Below are 18147 nucleotides of genomic sequence, written 5' to 3'. Positions count from 1 at the left end.
CTTGCGTTACCATTTTCCCAGTTCAGCTTCAAATTTCTTGCGCATGGCCGGATTGGAAGAAAAATTCTCCAGAAAACGCTCAATTTCCTTATACCAGGCCTTGCGTAAACCAGACATCGACAAGTGTTCACTGGCGCCGTCCAGATCAATCAGCACCGGCTGATCTTCCGGATTCACCAAGATATTGGTTATCTTCAAATCTCCATGCGTGATCTCAACTTTGGCGATGCCTTTCAGTAACAGGCTGATTTGCCTGATCATGTTCATGCATTTGTCCTGGCGGGAAAAATTGCGAATGAAATAATCACCCGCATGTTCGCTGGAAACATACTCCGTCACATAATACGATTTACCGCGGAACCCGAGAATACGGCGTTCAATAAACGCGGCGGGTTTGGCGGTCAGGATATCGAATAAGCCCAGTTTTTGGGCGAAACGCCAGGATGACGAGGCGCGTGTAGGCCGCAGACAACGGCACACTCTATGCCAAAAATTCTTCATGTTATAGCGTTTGACGACATAATGGCGGTTATCCAGCCTGATTTTCACCACCGTCGCCGACCGGCCCGCTTTCAAAAGCTTGGCCGCCGGATGTTGAAATACTGTTTCGGGATCAGCAAGAAATTGATCGAATTCCGGGCCGGAATAACTCCGGTTATACATTCCAAATGTTTTCCAGTTTCGAACACAGGCAAAATTGGAACTGTTGCGGAAGATTTTCCTGGCAAATTTTTTCCAGCGCAAATCATTCCATTTTTTTATCAACAGGAACAGCTCGATGAAGTCATCCTGTTTTAACGACCATCCGCGCGCTTCCGCATAATGCCTGAAGAGAATTTCCTGATATCCTTCGGAATCTATGCCCAGCTGTGAAAGAAATAACGCGAGATTATTCATGCTGGTTTTTTTAGCCAACAGATTGGGAAAAACTTCTATCTGCGCGCCATCCAGGGTATACACGGTTTTTTCAGTCAGCAAAAAATTCTTGAGATGAAGATCGTATTGCAGTAATCCCAGAACATGCTGGGTGGCGATTTCTATGATGACTGATTTCAGCAAATGCAAGACATCATCCACATTTTTCTTGTCACGCCAGATTTCTTCCAGATTGCGGGCGTCGTTAATCCGTTCAAAGATCAGCACATAAATACGCTGGTCGGGCGTCACGCCTTCATAATACATTTCCGGAGTGGGAATTTTGTTTTTTTGCAGCGCTTTGATGCCCGCAATGTCTTTTTCCATATGCCGCTTGGCATGCTTGGAATCAAAAAACAGTTTCGCAACGACTTGCTTGCCCTGCCAGACGCCAAACGCCACCATCCGTCTCCTGGGAATGACGCGGATCACCTGGTCGCCGAAAAAAAGCTGATTATCTCTCAGACGCAGACAAAAAGGCTGATTGAACGCAAAATTAGCTGCGTATAATTCATTCCATGATAATGTGTCCAGACCATGCGTGTCATTATCGCTGGGTGTGGTCACTATATAGTTGTTCTCCACGCGTTCTCACCTTTTGCCAAAATAATTTTTTTGAACCCCATGCTTCATGCAGCGCCTGCCCCGTATAAGCCTTAATAAAACGGTATAAATCCCGCTGTGTCAACCCAATGTCCCGGCTGGAAAAATACAATCCGGACAAATCCTTTATAATCCAGCGTTCCGGCGTCTGCCGGCGAATCTGGGCACGGTGCAGGTCAATCAGGAAAAGCCTGGAATGATCCCGTTCGTGCGCTGTATCCAGTAAAAAATGACAAATATAAAAATCGCGGTGATTGATCCCGTTTCTATGCAGTTCGCGCGCAATACGGGCGACTTTTTCTATCAACTCGCGCTTTAAACGGACATCAGGCGGTGAGCGCAGCCAATCCTTGCAGAAGGACTCAAGACTCTCTACCGGAGCCAGCTCTTCCATCAGGATGAAAGACTGTCTGCGTGCCGGATTCAGCCCTCGCTGTCCATAAGCGGCGACCACGGGAACTTTCACCCCCAAAGTCTGCAACTTCCGGATAGCAAGCCATTCATTTTTCGCACCCAGCACCGGCCAGCGGAATTGCAAGAGGTTTTTGAAAATTTCTTTCCACCCCACCCCGAAATGCTGTTTGATAAAATAACTTTTTCCGCCCAGAAGTACCCGCTGCGTAACCCTGCCATCCTGGGCGCGAAATGGCTCGCCGCGCAATGCCATCAATTGATCGAAAGCCGGCCGGGAAGCAGACAATTGCCGCTTGATTGTGTTATCCAGATACACGTTTTCGCCCAATTTTTTCAATAAGATCAACCGCCTTCTCAGGCAGGCTGTAAATATCCGCGCATTGCGCGAATGCCAGACCGTTTTGCTGCCACTCATTACGCTGTGGAGATAACAACATTTTCCGCAAGAGTGTATTTAATTCTACTTGTTCAAACGGCGAGCGCAATACCATTCCTGCATTGGCTTCGGTGATGTAATGCGCATAACCGCAAGTATCAGTCGTCAAAACCGGCAGTCCGGCAAGCAAGGCTTCCAGCAGCACGGTTCCCGTGTTTTCGTGATATGCCGGATGCAATAACAAATCCGCCGCCAGCATAAAATCAGTGACATCCTGGCGGCCGCCCAGAAAATGCACCTGGCTTGCCACCTGGAGACGGCGGGCCAGCCTTTGAAAGGGAACAGGATTATCCTGCCCTATCACAAACAGACTTGAGCGGGATTTCAATACGCCGGGTAAAAATGCCAGCGCCCTGATCGCGCGATCCAGACCTTTGGTCTTGAACCCCGATCCCACCATCAGCAGCAACACATCATCTTTTGCGAGGCGATGCGTCATTCGCACTCTTTCGCGTATTTCCACCGCGTTGGGCGGGGCTGTGCGGTCTCTGGCGATGCCGGGCGGCAGCAAATGAAACCGCTCAGCTTCGGTTTGATAATAACGTATGAATTCCTGCTGCTGGAGATGTGAAATCAGCAGAATTTCAGTCGGCATGCCGCGTGCGAAAACCGCTTTTTCAAGGGTAACCAGCCGCTGATAGCGGGGGAGCAGACGGTACAACCATCCATGGCGCGCGCGCGCGCGGGATTGATAACAGACATCCGCGGCAAAATAGATATCCAAATAAGGCATTTTATTGAAGCCAAACACCACATCCGGCCTGTCTGCCTCGAACCGGGATTTGACCGCGTCTGCGAAAGCCTGATTGCGTGTATGGTTTTGCCATCCGCCTGCCTCAATCAACCGGATTTGCAGGCCAGACTCGGGCTCGCCTTCCCACCGCATGGTATAAACCAGAACTTCATGGCCCCGCTCAAGACAAAGGCGCGCTATTCGCAAAAAATCGCGCTGCAGCCCTCCATAGGGAAAATACTTAAACAGGCAAAAGGCAATTTTCATAAATTCCGGATGCTGATGATTCATTAATAAAAATTTTCTATACTGGGCTATCGCAGCGCAAGCATGACCAGGCAGTCTCATGATACGTTTGCGCCGTGTTTCCGTTATGGCTCGACATTATACACAAACCATTCAAAACTGGCTCGATGAAAGCGACAATACGCTTATCCATATGTAAAAATGTAAAACAGAAAATGGTCAAAATGCGGTCATGCCCAGCCGCATCTTGTTGGGCAGGCGAACCAGACAAGAGATGGTTTCGATGGTAAAGTAAGCTAGGCAGGGGTTAACAGGGGTCAACATGATTAAATCGATACATTGGAGCGTTCTCATCAGTTTTTTCATCAGCCTGGCTGCATTCTCACCCTCCCAGGCCAATCCCGCCGATGAAGACAGCGGACTGGAAGACAGCATGACATTTCACGTTTATGACGATGTTGACCTGGTCTCCACTCTCAAATTCGAATACGGCCGCCCAAGAATCATCATCAAGTCCGTGTACCCTCAGCTGGTCAGTGAAACAGACCATGCCGGGGTGGATACCTTTAATGAAATGGCGCTGCAATATGTAAAAGACGAAATCGCCCTGTTCCGGGAGCGGGTAAAAGACCACGCCGAAGCCCAGAAGAAAATCCCCAAAGACAAGATCACCAATAATTTATATATTGATTACAATACATCTTATATCAAGTCCAAACGCGACCACATCATCAGCATCCGTTTCAGCATACAGGGATATGTGGGAGGAACGGCCGAGCCGTATCATACTCACCGCGTCCTCAATTATAACCTCGATAAAAACCAGGCCATCGAACTCAGCGACCTGTTTATTCCCGGCTCGAATTATCTGGAAATCCTGTCCCGGTACACCCGTTTTGACCTGGCCAGGCGATTGAAAAACAGCAGCAGGATTGCCGATGGCACGCTGCCTGTTCCCGAGAGTTTTGCCAACTGGAACATCAAGCCCACCGGGATTGTGATTACATTTGATGAAAACCGGGTGGCGCCCGATGTGTACGGAGCGCAAACCGTACTGGTTCCCTATTCCGCATTGAGTGAAGTCATCGCACCGGATTCACCCGTCGCGGATTGCATCGCGCACAGGTCGCGCTGCCTGAGCAATAATTTATTGACGGGCGGATTCATCGACGAGGCCGCTAATACGAACCATGGTCGATTCAATCCAATCCTTGGCAAGCTTTAAAATTTCTTCGGGCCTGCGGTCTTTGCTTTCAATCAGCGGACCGATGACAACGGTAATCGTGCCGGGTTGTTTGATGAATTTTCTGCGCGGCCAGAATTTTCCGGCATTGTGCGCGACAGGAATCACCGGATAACCGGAAACGGCGGCAAGCCGCGCGCCGCCCAGTTTGTATTGACCAACCTTGCCGTAAGGCACGCGGGTGCCTTCGGGAAACACCATGATCCAACGCCCCTGTTCCAGGCATTTTGTTCCCTTTTCAATGATTTGCTGCATGGAAGATTTTTTATTGCTTCGGTTGATGAAAATCGGATCCGAGACAGCCAGTCCCCAGCCAAAAAATGGCACCCACGCCAGTTCCCTTTTTGCGATCGCGGCAGGCGTGTGAAAATAAATCGGCAGAAAAAATGTTTCCCAGGTGGATTGATGCTTGCACAAGATGATGCCATTGCGGTCTTTCGGAATATTTTCCAGACCTTCAATCCTGTAATCAATATGACAGACTTTTTTCAGCACGACAAAATAGACCTGCATGTATGCGCGGATCAGACCATGCCGGTAACGCAAGGGAAAAGGCAGGGACGCAAGGCATATGAAACTGTAAAGTATGATGGTGACCGCGGAATAGATGGAAAAAATCAATGACCGCACGAACAAGTTGAATTGAGAATAGGATTCAGCCTTCATGCCGGTTTCCCGGTCGAGATAAAACATATTCCACTGCCCTCGCTAAATCAGAAAAATGGGGGATAGCCGCCAACTCCGGATATTGTTCCAATGTCCGCTCGCCTTTACCTGTGCGCACCAGCAGCGGAATAGCGCCCGCGGTTCTCGCCGCTTTCACATCGACGTATGAATCCCCGATAAAAAAAGTCTGGCTGAGATCCACATGATATTTCTCGGACAGCCGGTAAAGCAGGCCTGGCTGGGGTTTGCGGCATAAACAGGCTTCATCCGGATGATGCGGACAGAAAAAAATCTCTTCTATATATCCCCCGACGGATGCCAGTTCACGCATCAGTTTTTCATGAATCAGATCAAGCATATCAAGATCATAATAGCCTCTCGCAATGCCTGACTGGTTTGTCACGATCAGCACACGGTAACCATGGCGGTTCAATTGCGCAATGGCTTCCAGACTGCCGGGAATAGGCAGCCACTCTTCAGGTGACTTGATGTACTCGTCCGAATCGAAATTGATAACGCCATCCCGATCCAGAATGATATATGACATGGTATGCGGCTCGAATTCTTGGTCTTGGTTAGTTGAAATGAAGTATAGAGTAAATTCAGGGGAAAAATCACCCTTTCAGATACGTAAAACAGCCATCTTCCCGCCTTCATGGCCGTGAAAGAGGCGCGGCCTGTGCCGCGCCTTTCTGCGGCAAGCACAGTCGGATTACATGAACTTGTACACCAGGCTGGCTGTCGCGACATCGGAACGCGGGTGCGCAGAATAACCGCCAGAGCTGATTGATTTATAAGCGATAAAATCATACTCGCCGCGCAAATCGACATTTTGTGTCAAAGCGGTTTGAATGCCCAGGCCAAATTGTCCGCCGGTCTGATTTGTGGTCGTGCTTGCAGTCGGCACACGCACCTGCGAGAAATGGGTTCTGACGATACCCAGACGGGCAAAAGTAATCGTATGGTCACAAAGGACAAACCCCGGCACGACACTGGCCCCGTAGCCATAACTGGTTCTGACAGCACCCTGATTGGATAATTCCCCGGTTGCGAGTATTCCGGTCAATTCACCCGCGAGATAAAAGTTCTGGTAAACGATACCGCCGTATCCTGCGAACACGCTTAAAGGCACGCCGCGGAAACTTCCGAAAGTCTGAGTGGTTGCGGTATTCGAGGTGATACCCAGGCCGGCGCCCACATACGGGCCGGAATTCGCCAATGCTGTATTTGCGGTTAACACCAGAATGGCGCTTGCAACAGACAGTTTCTTCAACATGATTCACACTCCTTTTTATTTGTTATGACATCCATAGCGGCCTTGTTTCACTCAAAATAAGGAAAACCGGGACGCTGCCAACCGGAGGGCCTGGCGTGTTCATCTATCTGCGCTTCCATGAATACCGCGGTCATGCGGTTCAGATACGAAGTGGGGAAAATGGTAGCCCAGATTCCGCCGGCCATCAATGCTTGCGGCGGTTTATCCCTGTTGCCGCACATGGCTGGCAAGAACCATGATTTACGGGATCAGGCAGGCTTCCGTTTAGCGATTCTTGTCCACGTCATATGGGACAAAGACTTCATTCAATTGCCGGGTCACACGGATGAATGTCGTGCGTTTGGACAATTCCTTGAGGCGGTGCGCCCCCACATAAGTGCAGGTTGAACGTATGCCGCCCAGTATATCCAATACCGTATTCTTGACCGGACCGCGGTAGGGTACGTTGACTGAACGGCCTTCACTGGCCCGATAATCCGCCACTGTGCCATGGTGTCGTTCCATGGCTTCGGCAGAACTCATGCCATAAAAACGCTTGAATTTTTTACCATGCTCTTCAATCACTTCACCCAGGCATTCATCGTGACCGGCAAACATGCCGCCCAGCATGACGAAGTCTGCGCCGGCAGCGAAAGCCTTGGCGACATCGCCCGGCGTTGTGCAGCCGCCGTCTGCGCATACCTGGCCGCCCAACCCGTGCGCCGCGTCCGCGCATTCAATGATAGCGGACAATTGCGGATAACCAACGCCGGTTTTTTCCCGGGTCGTGCAGACAGAACCCGGACCTATGCCTATCTTCACAATGTCGGCGCCGGAGAGTATCAATTCTTCGACCATTTCACCCGTCACCACATTGCCCGCCATGATAACAGTGGAAGGGTATTTTTCACGTAAATGCTCAAGACAGGAAACAAACCGCTCGGTGTAGCCATTTGCCACATCCAGACAAAGAAACGGGATATGGGCAAACCGCATGATCTCTTCAAGTTTTTTGAAATCCGATTCAGCGATGCCCACAGATACAAATGCGGACAAAAGCACTTTTGGCTGTTCATCCGAAAAATTCTTCCAGTCTTCCAGCGGAATGAATTTATCCAAAGCGGTCAACAGCCTATGCTCCGACAAAGCCTTGGCCATGTTGAATGTGCCGGTATGGTCCATGTTAGAAGCAATGATAGGCACGCCGTGCCATATCGTCTGGGTATGCCTGAACTTGAATTCCCTTTCCAGTGAAACATCAGCGCGGGTTTTCAGCACGCTGCGTTTGGGTCGAATGAGCACATCACGGAAATCAAGTTTCACATCATATTCAATACGCATGGCATTCCTCACTGATTATCTATCTTACTCACCTTACGCTCATTCAAGCAATGAAAGAGTACCCGGTTTCCGCTTTCTTTGCCTGCTCCAGGCACGGCCTGTCTGTCGCCAGTGAGCATCTTAGATTCTAGTCTTTCTCACAGTTGCCGTCATCCTGCAATTCATTTTTCCCGGGAACATTGAACAGGAACAAGATGACTAAAATAGCGGCTTAACAGCCGGACGGCAGCTTGCGTAGCCGTGCGTAATAAAATCCGTCCATGTCATGCATGCCAGGAATAATCTGACGCCCGATCTCGCAAGGCAACCCCCAATCCACAATGAGCTTGTCTTCCGCGGCATCCTGATGTGAGCGCATGAAATCGCGCAGCACAAATACATTTTCCTGAAGAAAAACCGAGCAGGTGGCATACACCAGAAAACCGCCCGGCTTCAGCACTTGCCATAGCGACGCGAGCAGCCGCCGCTGTTCCGCCGCGAGCATTCCCACGTCAGACTGTCGTCTTAATAACTTGATATCCGGATGACGACGCACCACCCCGCTGGCGGAACAGGGCGCGTCCACCAGTACGCGGTCGAACAACCTGCCATCCCACCATCCAGAGACATCATTCGCATCATGACAGAACAAATCTGCACGCATGTTTAATCGATTAAGATTCTCTGTAATCTGCGGCAGGCGCGACGGTTCTTTTTCTATCGCGCTGAGCCCGGCAAGATCGGGCATGATTTCCAGTATATGCGTCAGTTTACCGCCGGGCGCGGCGCACGCATCCAGGACGCGCAGATGCGGAGCGAGATCGAGCAGGCCTGCCGCTAATTGCGCGGCACCGTCCTGGACGGATATTTCTCCCGCTGAAAATCCTGGCAACTCATCCGCCGCAACCGGTGTTTCGAGAATGATGCCGCTATCCGTTTCAGGAATGGCCTTTGCGGGATGGCCGGCGTCTGCCAGTTTTTCCAGGTATTTGTCCCTGGAAATCAAGCGCCGGTTAACGCGCAAGGCAAAAGGCGGGTGCTGATTGTTCGCATGCAGAATTGACTGCCAGTGATACGGCCAATCCTGCCTGACCGCATCTATCCACCACTGAGGATGGGCGAAACTGGCTTCCGGATCCGCCTCTAGAGTTTTTTCAATCCTATCCCTGCTGCGCAGATATTCTCGCAATACTGCATTCACCAAACCGCGCGCCCAGGTTTTTTTGAGCTGCGCGGTCGCATTTACTGTCTCCGTGACGGCCGCGTAATCCGGAACCCGCATGTACATCAGCTGATACAAACCCGTCAGCAACAATGCGTGAACATCACTGTCCTTGGCTTTCATGGGTTTTTGCAGCAGATGCCCCAGAACCGCATCCAGCCTTGTGTAATACCGGCAGACTCCATAACACAGCGCATGCACCCATGCGCGGTCACGGGCATCTTTGACTGCCGATAATGGAGCGTCTAGACAATCGGATAATGAGCGGCCATCAGTTACTTGATCGATGATGCGCGCGGCGGCCAGTCGGAGATTCATCATATGAGCCGCTGTCCCGCGCGCAGTTTCTCATGATGAGCGTTATAAAAATCCGCGGCAGACATGGCTTTTCCACCGGGCAGTTGTAATTCCAGCAGCCTGAGCACGCCGTTTCCTGCCGCGACATCTATACCTTCACGAGAAGCGCGCACTATTGTGCGCGCGGGCAGATTGTGCACTTCCTGCAGCGCTTTCGCCATCCAGATCCGCAGACTTTGTCCCTCCCAGGAAGTATAGGCAACCGGCCAGGGATTAAACGCGCGGATAATATGCTCCAGTACAAGGGCGGGCTGCTCCCAATCAAGCAAGGCTTCTTCCTTGGTGATTTTTTGCGCGTAAGTGGCAGACTGATTATCCTGGGGTTTGGGTTGCAGCCTGTCTTGCGCCATTAAATCCAGAGCCTCGATCAAGGCATCCGCTCCTGCTTTGGCAAGCCTGTCGAGCAGTGTCTGTGACGTTTCATCCGCAGTCATTTGATACTCACGCTGAAGCAGCATGGGACCCGTGTCCAGGCCCTGATCCATCTGCATGATGGTCACACCGGTATGCGTATCGCCGGCGAATATCGCCCGCTGTATCGGCGCGGCCCCGCGCCAGCGCGGCAGCAGCGAAGGGTGAATGTTAACGCAACCCAGTCGCGGAATGGATAACACAGCGGAAGGCAATAATAATCCATAAGCCGCAACCACCATGACATCCGGGTGAAACGCAGCGAGTATCTCCTGCTCCCGCTCATCTTTGAGCGACACGGGCTGATGAACAGGCAGCTGATATGACAGCGCCAACTCCTTGACCGGACTAGGCGTTAGTTTTAATCCCCTGCCTGACGGCCGGTCTGGCTGTGTATAGACAGCCAGAACTTGGTGATGCGAATGCATTAATGCTTCCAGCGCCACGGCAGCGAAAGAAGGGGTTCCCGCGAAAATGATATTCAGATGGGGTATGGACACTGACTATTCCCGGCGTTCGGATTTTACAATCTTTTTACGGATACGATCTTGTTTCAGGCGGGACAGATGATCGATAAATAAAATCCCGTTCAAATGGTCGATTTCGTGCTGAATGCAGACTGCCATCAAACCTTCAGCCTCAATTTCAAATGTTTTGCCATCCAGATCCATGCCGCGCAAACGGACTTTTAACGCGCGCTCGACTTTGTCATAAGCGCCGCCGCCAACAGACAAACAGCCCTCGGCTTCATATTGAATTCCTTCCTTGTGCAGAATTTCAGGATTCAGGACACAAATGCGCTGGTCCCGCGCTTCAGACACATCCATGGTAAATATACGCTGGTGTATATTGACTTGGGTTCCCGCCAGGCCAACGCCGCAGCTATCATACATGGTTTCATACATGTCTTCTGCGATACGGCGCAATTCATCGTCAATGGAAACAACCGGCTGCGCCTTGATGCGCAATCGCGGATCCGGATATTTCAATATTTCCAGTAAAGCCATAGCTCAAACCCATCAAAAAAACGGAAAGCATGATAGCATATTTTACCGCATCCAGCGCAAAATCGTCTTAAGCCTTGCATGCATAGCAGCCCATACCCGCAATTTTATTCAACTAATTGATAATTAATGATATTGTTCCGGTTAATAACCAGGACATTCATTGGCCTGCCCGGTTAACCGGTCAACAAGCCTCTTTCGAAAAACGAGCCCCGGCTTGCTAGCGCTCTGTCAGCCGCGCGAGTCCATCCCGGTATTTTTGCATTGCCGCGTTGGGTTCATCCAGCTGTTCCAGCAGCTTGCCGTATTCCAGCGAAGCTTCCGCATCAGGACCAAGCGCAAGGCACTTTTCAAAATAATCCCTGGCTTTTCCCCACAGTTGTACCCGCATGCATAATCTGCCCAGTGTTAACAGCAGTTCAGGCTGCTGCCCATACATCTTGAGCCAGGCACCCGCGATGACCAGCTGACGGTTAAGATTGTTAAATGGCAAATCGCCATACATTCTCGCCAGATCGGGCTGCCATTGTGTCTTGAGGGTCTTGCGAATCAATTCTTCCATTTCCTTGGTCGTGTCAGTCCCGGTGACAGGCGCGTGACGGGAAATCTGTTTGACATAAGCGCACACGATTTCAGGATTTTTTTTCAGATAACGGGGAACCTGGCTCCAGGTTTGCCTGATATCACTCAATCGCTTTCCATTGGAAGCGCGGAAAATTTCGCAATAAATGTTTTTTTCAAATAATTCATATTCATCCGGCGTCAGGATTTTTGCTTTTCGCATTGCCGGCAGCAAAGACTGCAAATTTTTCCAGTCCGCAAGCCGGACATATATTTTCTCCAGCATTTTGAGAACACGCGGATGCCGGGGGAGTCCTGGCGTAAGTGATTCAGGGTCGCGGTCGCCTGCTCAAACTTGTTCTGTCTTACTTCCAGTTCCGCCTGGGTCAACCCGATTGCGAGCCTGGCGTCCGGCGCAATTTCATAAGCTTTCTGTATGTAATCATCCCGTCTTTCGTACGCGGATTGTTCGTGTGCGGCGCGCGCGGCGGACAAATAATTAATCAGCGGCTCAAACGACTGATTCACTCCCGCGAGCAGCAGCCGCTCCGCCTTCTTCCAACGGCCCTCTATCAAAGCCGATAGTCCCTGGGTCGTCTTGCTGTACGACCGGTGTTCCCTGCGTATGGAAACCCAGTTTTTCATCCTGAACCACAAAAAACCTATTCTATCGATAGATCCGATGACTAGCCAAAAAAGGCCGAGAAAAACAAGCAAGGAGAGCAGCGCAAACCAGACGGGCATTTGCACCATCCAGGGCTGATACACCAGCAGCAGATAGCCGGGATGCCGCACCACTTCCACCCCGAACCAGACAGAGGCCAGAAGAAATATCAAGAATATGAATAAACGCCACATGCGCGCCTCCTATTGCCCCGCTTGCGCCTGATCTGTCTTTGCAAAATTCTGCTCAAAGAGTTGTAAGGTATTGGATAGATTCGTCACTGGCGGCTGAATATTGATTTTTCGCAATTCATCCAGGGATTGCAGCATGTTTTTCGTTGCCTGGGAGTCCTGGTCAAAGTATTGCTGTATCCAGGCCGTGACACGCACAAGGCTTGCCTGATAAACGGCGATATTGCCGTGCAGAATACTCCAGATGACATTTTCCATTTGCGCATGCAGGTTCTGATAAAGGAAAATCTTTTCTTCCGGCAGTACGAGCGGAAGCGCATTCCCGCCGTTCTTGCGAATAATGACTATCCGGTTAAGACCTTGCCAGGCGTATTCCAGTCCGGCTTTCCACCAAGGCAAATCAGGAGATACTGCGGCGGCCGGAGCCGGCTGACTGTCATTTTTCAACGGACTGGCCGGCAGGGGAAGTTGATTGACTTGCGCATCCAGCGCGATTGCCCGCAAATACAAGGAAGTGACGTCTGTTTGCGGCAGCGCTTGCAAATTGGCTATATCCGCGGCGACAGACTTGCGAATTTCCAACAATCCGGGATCCTGCAGGTTTTGCAATACTGAATCCGCCTGTTGCAGCAAAATCAGTGCCATATTGATATCGTGCGAAAACTGCAAATGATCATTGGCCAGTTTCACCAGGTACCGGGCTTCGGCGACATGCCACTTGTTCATATCTCCCTGCTGCGCCGCACGCCACTCCGACAGGACTTTTTCCTGCTGCGCTGAAAGCTCGAGTGATTTTTGTCCAGCCTGCTCCAGCTCATCAACGTTTTTTTGCAAGACCGCAACCTGCTTCTGGCTGTTTTCCCACCGTGACTGCAAATCGCTCACGGAACGGGCCAGTCCAACATTAATTTGTGAAAGCTGGAAAAAACCATATCCAAACGCACCAATCATCACAACGACCGCCAGAACAGAAAAGGAAATTCCGATGCCGACCCAGTGCGAACGGCGGTTTTCCGGCTGATTTTCCAGGGTTTCGTTTTGATCTGTCATTGTTTAATCCTTCTTTCTGCACCTTTCCAGAATGGCGGCCTGGCTGGCATTGCGAGTTACCCATATTGTCTGAAAACCCAAATCCTGCGCAAGCGATTTTATCCTCTCACTCATGACTATCAGGGGGATTTTCCTGATAAAAGGCCATCCGGCTTCGCCCAGCAGCGTCTTCAGATTTCTTGCCCCTTCAAAAGAAGTGCAAACGGTCACATCAATCCGGTTCTCTCTGAGTAACGCCAGAACAGGATTCACATCTGTTCGGGGAAGCACACGTTCATAAGCGATGATGGTCATTATTCTGGCACCGCGAGCAGCCAACGCCTGATCGATGAGTTCACGCCCTCCCTGCCCGCGCAAAACGGCAATTTTTTGGCCTCCAACAGACTGGAATTCCGGCATCGCCAAAATTCCCTCGCTGCTCCAGTCCGCATGCGGACAGGCCGTGACTTTCAATCCCGCGTCCCGCAGCGCTTTCGCTGTACCCGCGCCCGTCGCGGCAATTCTGACCCGATCCGGCAGCCGCGGCCAGACCCTGGTGATTTCAGCCGTTGAAGCATGGACAGACTGCGGGCTGATGAATATCAGCCAATCCTGATCGCCCAACGCGGCAATGCCGCTTGTGAATGCGCACAAATCGGGCGGCGGGGAAAACGCGATGACAGGAAAGTTGATTGCCTGTCCGCCGCGCGCTGTTATCTGTCTGCATAATTCCTGCCCTTGCGGCTCAGGCCGCGTCACCAGAATATGCAAGTCTTGCAAATCATTCATGTCTTGCTCATTGGAATTCTTTTAAAATTTTTTCTGCGCCTTGCTGCAGCAATTCTTCCGCCGCCCGTGTGCCCATTACGTCGGCATGCGACGGATCCCCTTCCAGCCTGGACTTGAGCATGCGGGTGCCGCTGGAATCCGCCACCAGACCGCGCAGCTTCAACACACCATGATGTATTTCGGCATAGGCCGCGACCGGTACCTTGCAGCCTCCGCCCAGGCGCCGGCACAACGCCCTTTCCGCCGTGACGCAGGCGTGCGTCACGCTGTCATCAAGCGGTGCGATCAGTTCAAGTATTTGCTCGTCCCCTTCCCTGCATTCAATGCCCAGCGCCCCCTGTCCGGCTGACGGCAGCAATACCTCTGTTGAAAGATAGGCGCGAATACGCGCACCCAGATTCATACGCTTCAGTCCGGCCGCTGCCAGGATAATCGCATCGTAATCTCCCGCATCCAACCGGCTAAGACGGGTATGGATATTGCCTCTTAGTGTTCGCAGTGTAAGGTCAGAGCGCAACGCCCGTATCTGGGTTTGCCTGCGCAAGCTGGATGTTCCCACCGAAGCGCCGGCGGGCAATTGAGCCAGCGAGGAATAATGATTTGAAACAAACACATCTCGCGGTTCTTCACGCTGTCCCATGACCGGCAATATCAAGCCGGGCGGAAGCTCCATAGGCACATCTTTCATGGAATGCACCGCGATATCCGCGCGTCCGTCCAGCAAGGCTTCTTCAAGTTCCTTGACAAACAACCCCTTACCCCCGATTTCGGTCAGGGTCACATCAAGGCGGCGGTCTGCCTGGGTAGTAATCCCCAGGAGATCAACGGAAAGATGCGGGTGATGCTGGAGCAGCGACAATTTGATCGATTCTGCCTGGGCCAGCGCAAGCGGGCTTTCGCGCGTCGCGATGACTATATGACGTTTGGTCATTCAAAACCCCTATTGCGTTTTCTCGGATATCACACCATAGTTATGTTATAAATTGATCATTACCTGGCGGGCATTATATACCCCATTAAACGCCCATTGAACCGCAAGATATGATAATCACCATTATTCTGGCGGCCGCAACCGGCTCAATGACGGAAAAAACATTATCCACACCTTATCGGAAGCTAGCCATGCAAGAACGAGCACGACAAGAATTCGCTGTAGACATCACACAAAAGCTTTATGAAAAACACTCTCCGCACGGGACACTCGCAGTTTATGAGACCACCCCCTACGGCAAATTGCTGACACTGGACGGTGATATCGTTTTATCCGAACAAGACGGCTTTTTTTATCACGAGATGCTGGCACATCCGGCGCTTTTTTCCCATTCGCGCCCACAGCATGTCGCGATCGTCGGCGTCAACCATGGAATCCTGCAGGAAGTGCTGAAGCACTCTTCTGTGGAAACTGTCACCTGTTTGTCAGAAAACTCCGATATCCAGGAACCCGTCGCGCTTTATTTTTCTCACTGGTCGCAAGAAACAAAGGACCAGAGAGTACGGCATCACCGCCAGAATCCCCTGGACTGGTTCAGGCGGCAGCCTGACGCTGCCTTTGACATCATTATCCAGACACACCGTTTGGAAAGCACTTTCAGCGGACATTATCAATATTATCTTTCAGCCCTGAAACCAAACGGCATTCTGGTTCAACCCTGTCTTACCTCTCTGATTCATTACAAGGCGTTAAAACCCATGATGCAGCAAATCCTGGCTTCAGGGTTCGAAGAGTGCCAGACGCTGAATTTTCCACAACCCAGTCATCCGTATGGTTCTCGCACCATTCTCATGGCTGTCAAATCTCCGGCCGTGAAACGCATTCGTGAAAAAGATATTTTTAACCGCTGCTTCACCACCCGTTACTACAACCTTGAATCGCACAAGGCAGCGCTCGCGCTGCCGGAATATGTGCGGCAGGAACTGGATTTCGCGGAATAGGATCATGGCTCGCCGATCCCCTGGCTTGACGGTCCCGGCCGCAAGCTGGCAACCGGCTGCATCAATTACAGAAGCGGTTTAGCGCCGTGTGTGAGCCTTTCAAACCCGCAATAAACGGCTATGTTCGGAAACCTCATCGTTTTCCATGGTTTCAGCGGCGTTAAGCTGGCAGGTTTTCACCATACCCACCGAGCACAGGACACCCGCGCTCAACAGTAACGTCGTCGCGACAACAGCTTGATGACCGATTCCTGTTTCATCCGCGTGCAGCAGCGAATCCAGCACCGGACCAGCATAATGGCTAAGCAGATTCAGTCCAATATAAGCCAGGCCCATGGTGCCCGTCATGGCGCTGGCCGCCATGATCTTTGGATAATGACTCACTGCGCGCTGGAAAAATGACAGGCAAGAATAACTTTGCGTCGGAAGCGGGCCCAGTGACCGGATTTTCACATCCAGCTCTTCGCGGCTATCCAGATGCGTCAGCGCAGTACGCCTAGGCTCGGATACGGGTTCAATAATCGACTGATGTGCTTGCACTTCTTGTTTCTGTTTTTTCGAATCCTGTTCTTTTTGTGAAATTTCCCTTTCACAGGCATTGCGAAACAGACTTAACTCGCGTGTACTCGCAAGCAAGCCCTTGATGAATTCTTCATTGTCCGCGCCGCCAGTCTTCTTGGAGCCAATAGAAAGCATGGTCTGATAAATTCCGGTGGAAATCGTAGCGACTATCTGATCAGCGCCATGAGGCATCTCGTCATCATAGACAAAATCCAGAGCCGCCGCACAAGCGAGGCGAATATCGCTGAATTCTTTCTGATTTTTGGGCTTGCCGCACTGATCATGGAAGTGCACCAGCTGATTAATCAAGGATTGGAAGTGTTCTCTGACACTATGACTGCACCATGACATAATTTTTCCTCATATTAAGATAAATGGATTTCATTGTTTATCCCTGGCGGATAATGGTCACATTTTCATGATTAATCCCGATTCCACATCATGATCGCGGCTGGCGCTGTTTGCGCAAGCACTTCTCACCGCGGCTGACGCGCATGCAGTCACGCCCAGCAATATCAAAGCCAGCGCAAAAATCGTATTATGATGCACGCCTGTCTGGTCGGAGTGAATAAGCTTGTCCAGTTCTTCTCCTATAAACAGACTGAGAGAAGACAATCCCCAATATCCCAAACCCAGTATGCTAAAACCAGTGCCGGCCATGATGGATTTTTGATATCCGTAAAAAGTTCGGCCAAAGAATGAATAACAGGAACTCGTGTTTTCTTGCGGCATTCTCTGCGGCAGCAGTAACTGTTCTTCGTCCGGCTGGTGATTATCACGCTGAATAACCAGAACGGGATCCTCTTCGCGCTCCGGCAAATAATTCAGGGATTCAATCAAGCGCAGCAACGGGTCATCAATCATGTCAGCTGAAACAGGCGGCTGCCCGCTGTCCGCGGTGCTGTCTTGCGTCCTCAATAACGACGTGGATGCGGATGATTGAGCGTTTGCCAGACAACTCTCATAGGCAGCGACCATTCGATTCAGATTCGTAACAATACGCACCACACTCTCCATCAGGCTGATCCTGTTACCTTTCTCGGCAAGATGGGGCGAGTTCTCTAATATGGATGCCGCGATGCGGGGAAGATGTGTTTGAATGACGCCGGACAATGTGGAGATAATGGTATTGGCCTCCGCAGGGATATTGTCAGCCACGATGAGTTCCCGCATCTGGGTGCAAATTTTTGCCAGAATGGCAAATCCTGCCTGGCTCTCTTTAATACCATAATTGTCATGAAAACTGGCCAGCAGCCGTAAAAAAGACAAAAACCGATCCCGCACATTCTGATTCGCTCTAAGCATAGCCGCCACTCCGAGATTTCTAATAATTGATAATTAAAAACCCAGATCGCAAAGAAACCATAAGGGAAAGAAAATACAAAGCACAAACCCTTGCGGCCAATCCTGGGTAAAGCTCGAGATAAACCAGGCATTTTTACCATGCTTTATCCGCAAAGGCAAAACACGCGGCAAGCGCACGCCGGCACGGTAAAACGAAGCAAGCCATAAAAACATAAAGCTAACGCACGGTATCTGCCAGCCGCCGGTGCACACATCGTCTATAATTAGCATATATCTCTAAATATACTAAA

General features: G+C 50.9%; 19 protein-coding genes and 1 pseudogene. 2 read left to right on the top strand and 18 right to left on the bottom strand.

Annotation, left to right across the window (positions count from 1 at the left end; genetic code table 11):
* Positions 1 to 6 precede the first annotated feature (6 nt).
* From AQULUS_RS00540 to AQULUS_RS00530, 3 genes are read right to left on the bottom strand one after another with little or no spacing between them, the layout of a single operon-like run.
* Positions 7 to 1500: a lipopolysaccharide kinase InaA family protein gene (locus AQULUS_RS00540; RefSeq protein WP_148337594.1), complete on the bottom strand. Its 1494-nt coding sequence runs from the start codon at positions 1498 to 1500 to the stop codon at positions 7 to 9.
* Positions 1463 to 2269 (bottom strand): lipopolysaccharide core heptose(I) kinase RfaP, encoded by an 807-nt coding sequence (gene rfaP, locus AQULUS_RS00535; RefSeq protein ID WP_197737265.1) that lies wholly within the window; start codon positions 2267 to 2269, stop codon positions 1463 to 1465. Before rfaP ends, AQULUS_RS00540 begins: the two co-directional genes overlap by 38 nt.
* A complete protein-coding gene (locus AQULUS_RS00530; protein ID WP_148337590.1) occupies positions 2235 to 3368 on the bottom strand; it encodes a glycosyltransferase family 4 protein in 1134 nt (377 codons plus the stop codon). The genes rfaP and AQULUS_RS00530 overlap by 35 nt, the downstream gene beginning before the upstream one ends.
* A gap of 301 nt (positions 3369 to 3669) precedes the next feature.
* Between AQULUS_RS00530 and AQULUS_RS00525 the strand changes: the two genes are divergently transcribed.
* Positions 3670 to 4572, top strand: a complete 903-nt coding sequence (locus tag AQULUS_RS00525) for an RsiV family protein (RefSeq protein ID WP_148337588.1) — start codon at positions 3670 to 3672, stop codon at positions 4570 to 4572.
* Here the strand turns inward: AQULUS_RS00525 and AQULUS_RS00520 are convergent.
* The 12 genes and pseudogenes from AQULUS_RS00520 to hemC form a co-directional block, all read right to left on the bottom strand.
* On the bottom strand, positions 4495 to 5283 hold the full coding sequence (locus AQULUS_RS00520) for a lysophospholipid acyltransferase family protein (protein WP_148337586.1): 789 nt from the start codon (positions 5281 to 5283) through the stop codon (positions 4495 to 4497). The genes AQULUS_RS00525 and AQULUS_RS00520 overlap by 78 nt on opposite strands.
* A complete protein-coding gene (gene gmhB, locus AQULUS_RS00515; protein WP_148337584.1) occupies positions 5246 to 5803 on the bottom strand; it encodes a D-glycero-beta-D-manno-heptose 1,7-bisphosphate 7-phosphatase in 558 nt (185 codons plus the stop codon). Before gmhB ends, AQULUS_RS00520 begins: the two co-directional genes overlap by 38 nt.
* A 165-nt stretch (positions 5804 to 5968) precedes the next feature.
* Positions 5969 to 6532, bottom strand: coding sequence for an outer membrane protein (locus tag AQULUS_RS00510; RefSeq protein ID WP_148337582.1), 564 nt, complete (start codon positions 6530 to 6532; stop codon positions 5969 to 5971).
* 47 nt (positions 6533 to 6579) lie between these two features.
* Entirely contained in the window at positions 6580 to 6753 is a 174-nt protein-coding gene (locus tag AQULUS_RS00505) for a hypothetical protein (RefSeq protein ID WP_172622679.1), read from the bottom strand.
* 43 nt (positions 6754 to 6796) lie between these two features.
* A complete protein-coding gene (locus AQULUS_RS00500; protein ID WP_148337581.1) occupies positions 6797 to 7852 on the bottom strand; it encodes a GMP reductase in 1056 nt (351 codons plus the stop codon).
* A 211-nt stretch (positions 7853 to 8063) separates the two neighbouring features.
* Complete coding sequence (gene rsmB / locus AQULUS_RS00495) at positions 8064 to 9374, bottom strand: 16S rRNA (cytosine(967)-C(5))-methyltransferase RsmB (RefSeq protein ID WP_197737264.1); 1311 nt, start codon at positions 9372 to 9374, stop codon at positions 8064 to 8066.
* Positions 9371 to 10315 carry a methionyl-tRNA formyltransferase gene (gene fmt, locus AQULUS_RS00490; RefSeq protein WP_148340231.1) on the bottom strand — a complete coding sequence of 315 codons (945 nt, stop codon included), beginning with the start codon at positions 10313 to 10315 and terminating at the stop codon, positions 9371 to 9373. Before fmt ends, rsmB begins: the two co-directional genes overlap by 4 nt.
* A 9-nt stretch (positions 10316 to 10324) precedes the next feature.
* Positions 10325 to 10828: a peptide deformylase gene (gene def, locus AQULUS_RS00485; protein ID WP_148337579.1), complete on the bottom strand. Its 504-nt coding sequence runs from the start codon at positions 10826 to 10828 to the stop codon at positions 10325 to 10327.
* A gap of 217 nt (positions 10829 to 11045) precedes the next feature.
* A pseudogene (locus AQULUS_RS12985) lies at positions 11046 to 12244 on the bottom strand (heme biosynthesis HemY N-terminal domain-containing protein).
* Between the two features lie 9 nt (positions 12245 to 12253).
* Positions 12254 to 13291, bottom strand: coding sequence for a uroporphyrinogen-III C-methyltransferase (locus tag AQULUS_RS00470; protein ID WP_148337573.1), 1038 nt, complete (start codon positions 13289 to 13291; stop codon positions 12254 to 12256).
* A gap of 3 nt (positions 13292 to 13294) precedes the next feature.
* Positions 13295 to 14059, bottom strand: coding sequence for a uroporphyrinogen-III synthase (locus AQULUS_RS00465; RefSeq protein ID WP_148337571.1), 765 nt, complete (start codon positions 14057 to 14059; stop codon positions 13295 to 13297).
* A 7-nt stretch (positions 14060 to 14066) separates the two neighbouring features.
* Complete coding sequence (hemC, locus tag AQULUS_RS00460; RefSeq protein WP_148337569.1) at positions 14067 to 14990, bottom strand: hydroxymethylbilane synthase; 924 nt, start codon at positions 14988 to 14990, stop codon at positions 14067 to 14069.
* Positions 14991 to 15100: 110 nt separating this feature from the next.
* Here hemC and AQULUS_RS00455 point away from each other — a divergent pair, with 110 nt between their 5' ends.
* Positions 15101 to 15991: a spermine/spermidine synthase domain-containing protein gene (locus tag AQULUS_RS00455; RefSeq protein ID WP_148337567.1), complete on the top strand. Its 891-nt coding sequence runs from the start codon at positions 15101 to 15103 to the stop codon at positions 15989 to 15991.
* Positions 15992 to 16090: 99 nt separating this feature from the next.
* On the opposite strand, the gene AQULUS_RS00450 is transcribed toward AQULUS_RS00455, so the two are convergent.
* Genes AQULUS_RS00450 through AQULUS_RS00440 form a run of 3 tightly spaced genes read right to left on the bottom strand, consistent with a single transcriptional unit; the run spans position 16091 to position 18070 of the window.
* Positions 16091 to 16903, bottom strand: a complete 813-nt coding sequence (locus AQULUS_RS00450) for a hypothetical protein (protein ID WP_148337565.1) — start codon at positions 16901 to 16903, stop codon at positions 16091 to 16093.
* Positions 16904 to 16960: 57 nt separating this feature from the next.
* Positions 16961 to 17857: a hypothetical protein gene (locus tag AQULUS_RS00445; RefSeq protein ID WP_148337563.1), complete on the bottom strand. Its 897-nt coding sequence runs from the start codon at positions 17855 to 17857 to the stop codon at positions 16961 to 16963.
* Between the two features lie 33 nt (positions 17858 to 17890).
* The gene (locus tag AQULUS_RS00440) at positions 17891 to 18070 is read right to left on the bottom strand and encodes a hypothetical protein (protein WP_148337561.1); all 180 of its coding nucleotides are present in this window, start codon (positions 18068 to 18070) and stop codon (positions 17891 to 17893) included.
* Positions 18071 to 18147 lie beyond the last annotated feature (77 nt).

Origin of the sequence: Aquicella siphonis (assembly GCF_902459485.1) — a bacterium.
In the GTDB taxonomy this organism is placed as follows: Bacteria; Pseudomonadota; Gammaproteobacteria; order DSM-16500; family DSM-16500; genus Aquicella; species Aquicella siphonis.
This window is presented reverse-complemented; position numbering and strand designations above follow the sequence as displayed.

Coding starts and splice junctions, on each gene's coding strand:
- AQULUS_RS00450 (WP_148337565.1), bottom strand. CDS start 16,903: ATGTCATGGTGCAGTCATAGTGTCAGAGAACACTTCCAATCCTTGATT.
- def (WP_148337579.1), bottom strand. CDS start 10,828: ATGGCTTTACTGGAAATATTGAAATATCCGGATCCGCGATTGCGCATC.
- AQULUS_RS00530 (WP_148337590.1), bottom strand. CDS start 3,368: ATGAAAATTGCCTTTTGCCTGTTTAAGTATTTTCCCTATGGAGGGCTG.
- AQULUS_RS00465 (WP_148337571.1), bottom strand. CDS start 14,059: ATGAATGATTTGCAAGACTTGCATATTCTGGTGACGCGGCCTGAGCCG.
- AQULUS_RS00505 (WP_172622679.1), bottom strand. CDS start 6,753: ATGTGCGGCAACAGGGATAAACCGCCGCAAGCATTGATGGCCGGCGGA.
- gmhB (WP_148337584.1), bottom strand. CDS start 5,803: ATGTCATATATCATTCTGGATCGGGATGGCGTTATCAATTTCGATTCG.
- AQULUS_RS00440 (WP_148337561.1), bottom strand. CDS start 18,070: ATGTTTTTATGGCTTGCTTCGTTTTACCGTGCCGGCGTGCGCTTGCCG.
- AQULUS_RS00445 (WP_148337563.1), bottom strand. CDS start 17,857: ATGCTTAGAGCGAATCAGAATGTGCGGGATCGGTTTTTGTCTTTTTTA.
- AQULUS_RS00520 (WP_148337586.1), bottom strand. CDS start 5,283: ATGTTTTATCTCGACCGGGAAACCGGCATGAAGGCTGAATCCTATTCT.
- AQULUS_RS00510 (WP_148337582.1), bottom strand. CDS start 6,532: ATGTTGAAGAAACTGTCTGTTGCAAGCGCCATTCTGGTGTTAACCGCA.
- AQULUS_RS00470 (WP_148337573.1), bottom strand. CDS start 13,291: ATGACAGATCAAAACGAAACCCTGGAAAATCAGCCGGAAAACCGCCGT.
- hemC (WP_148337569.1), bottom strand. CDS start 14,990: ATGACCAAACGTCATATAGTCATCGCGACGCGCGAAAGCCCGCTTGCG.
- AQULUS_RS00500 (WP_148337581.1), bottom strand. CDS start 7,852: ATGCGTATTGAATATGATGTGAAACTTGATTTCCGTGATGTGCTCATT.
- rsmB (WP_197737264.1), bottom strand. CDS start 9,374: ATGATGAATCTCCGACTGGCCGCCGCGCGCATCATCGATCAAGTAACT.
- AQULUS_RS00455 (WP_148337567.1), top strand. CDS start 15,101: ATGATAATCACCATTATTCTGGCGGCCGCAACCGGCTCAATGACGGAA.
- AQULUS_RS00525 (WP_148337588.1), top strand. CDS start 3,670: ATGATTAAATCGATACATTGGAGCGTTCTCATCAGTTTTTTCATCAGC.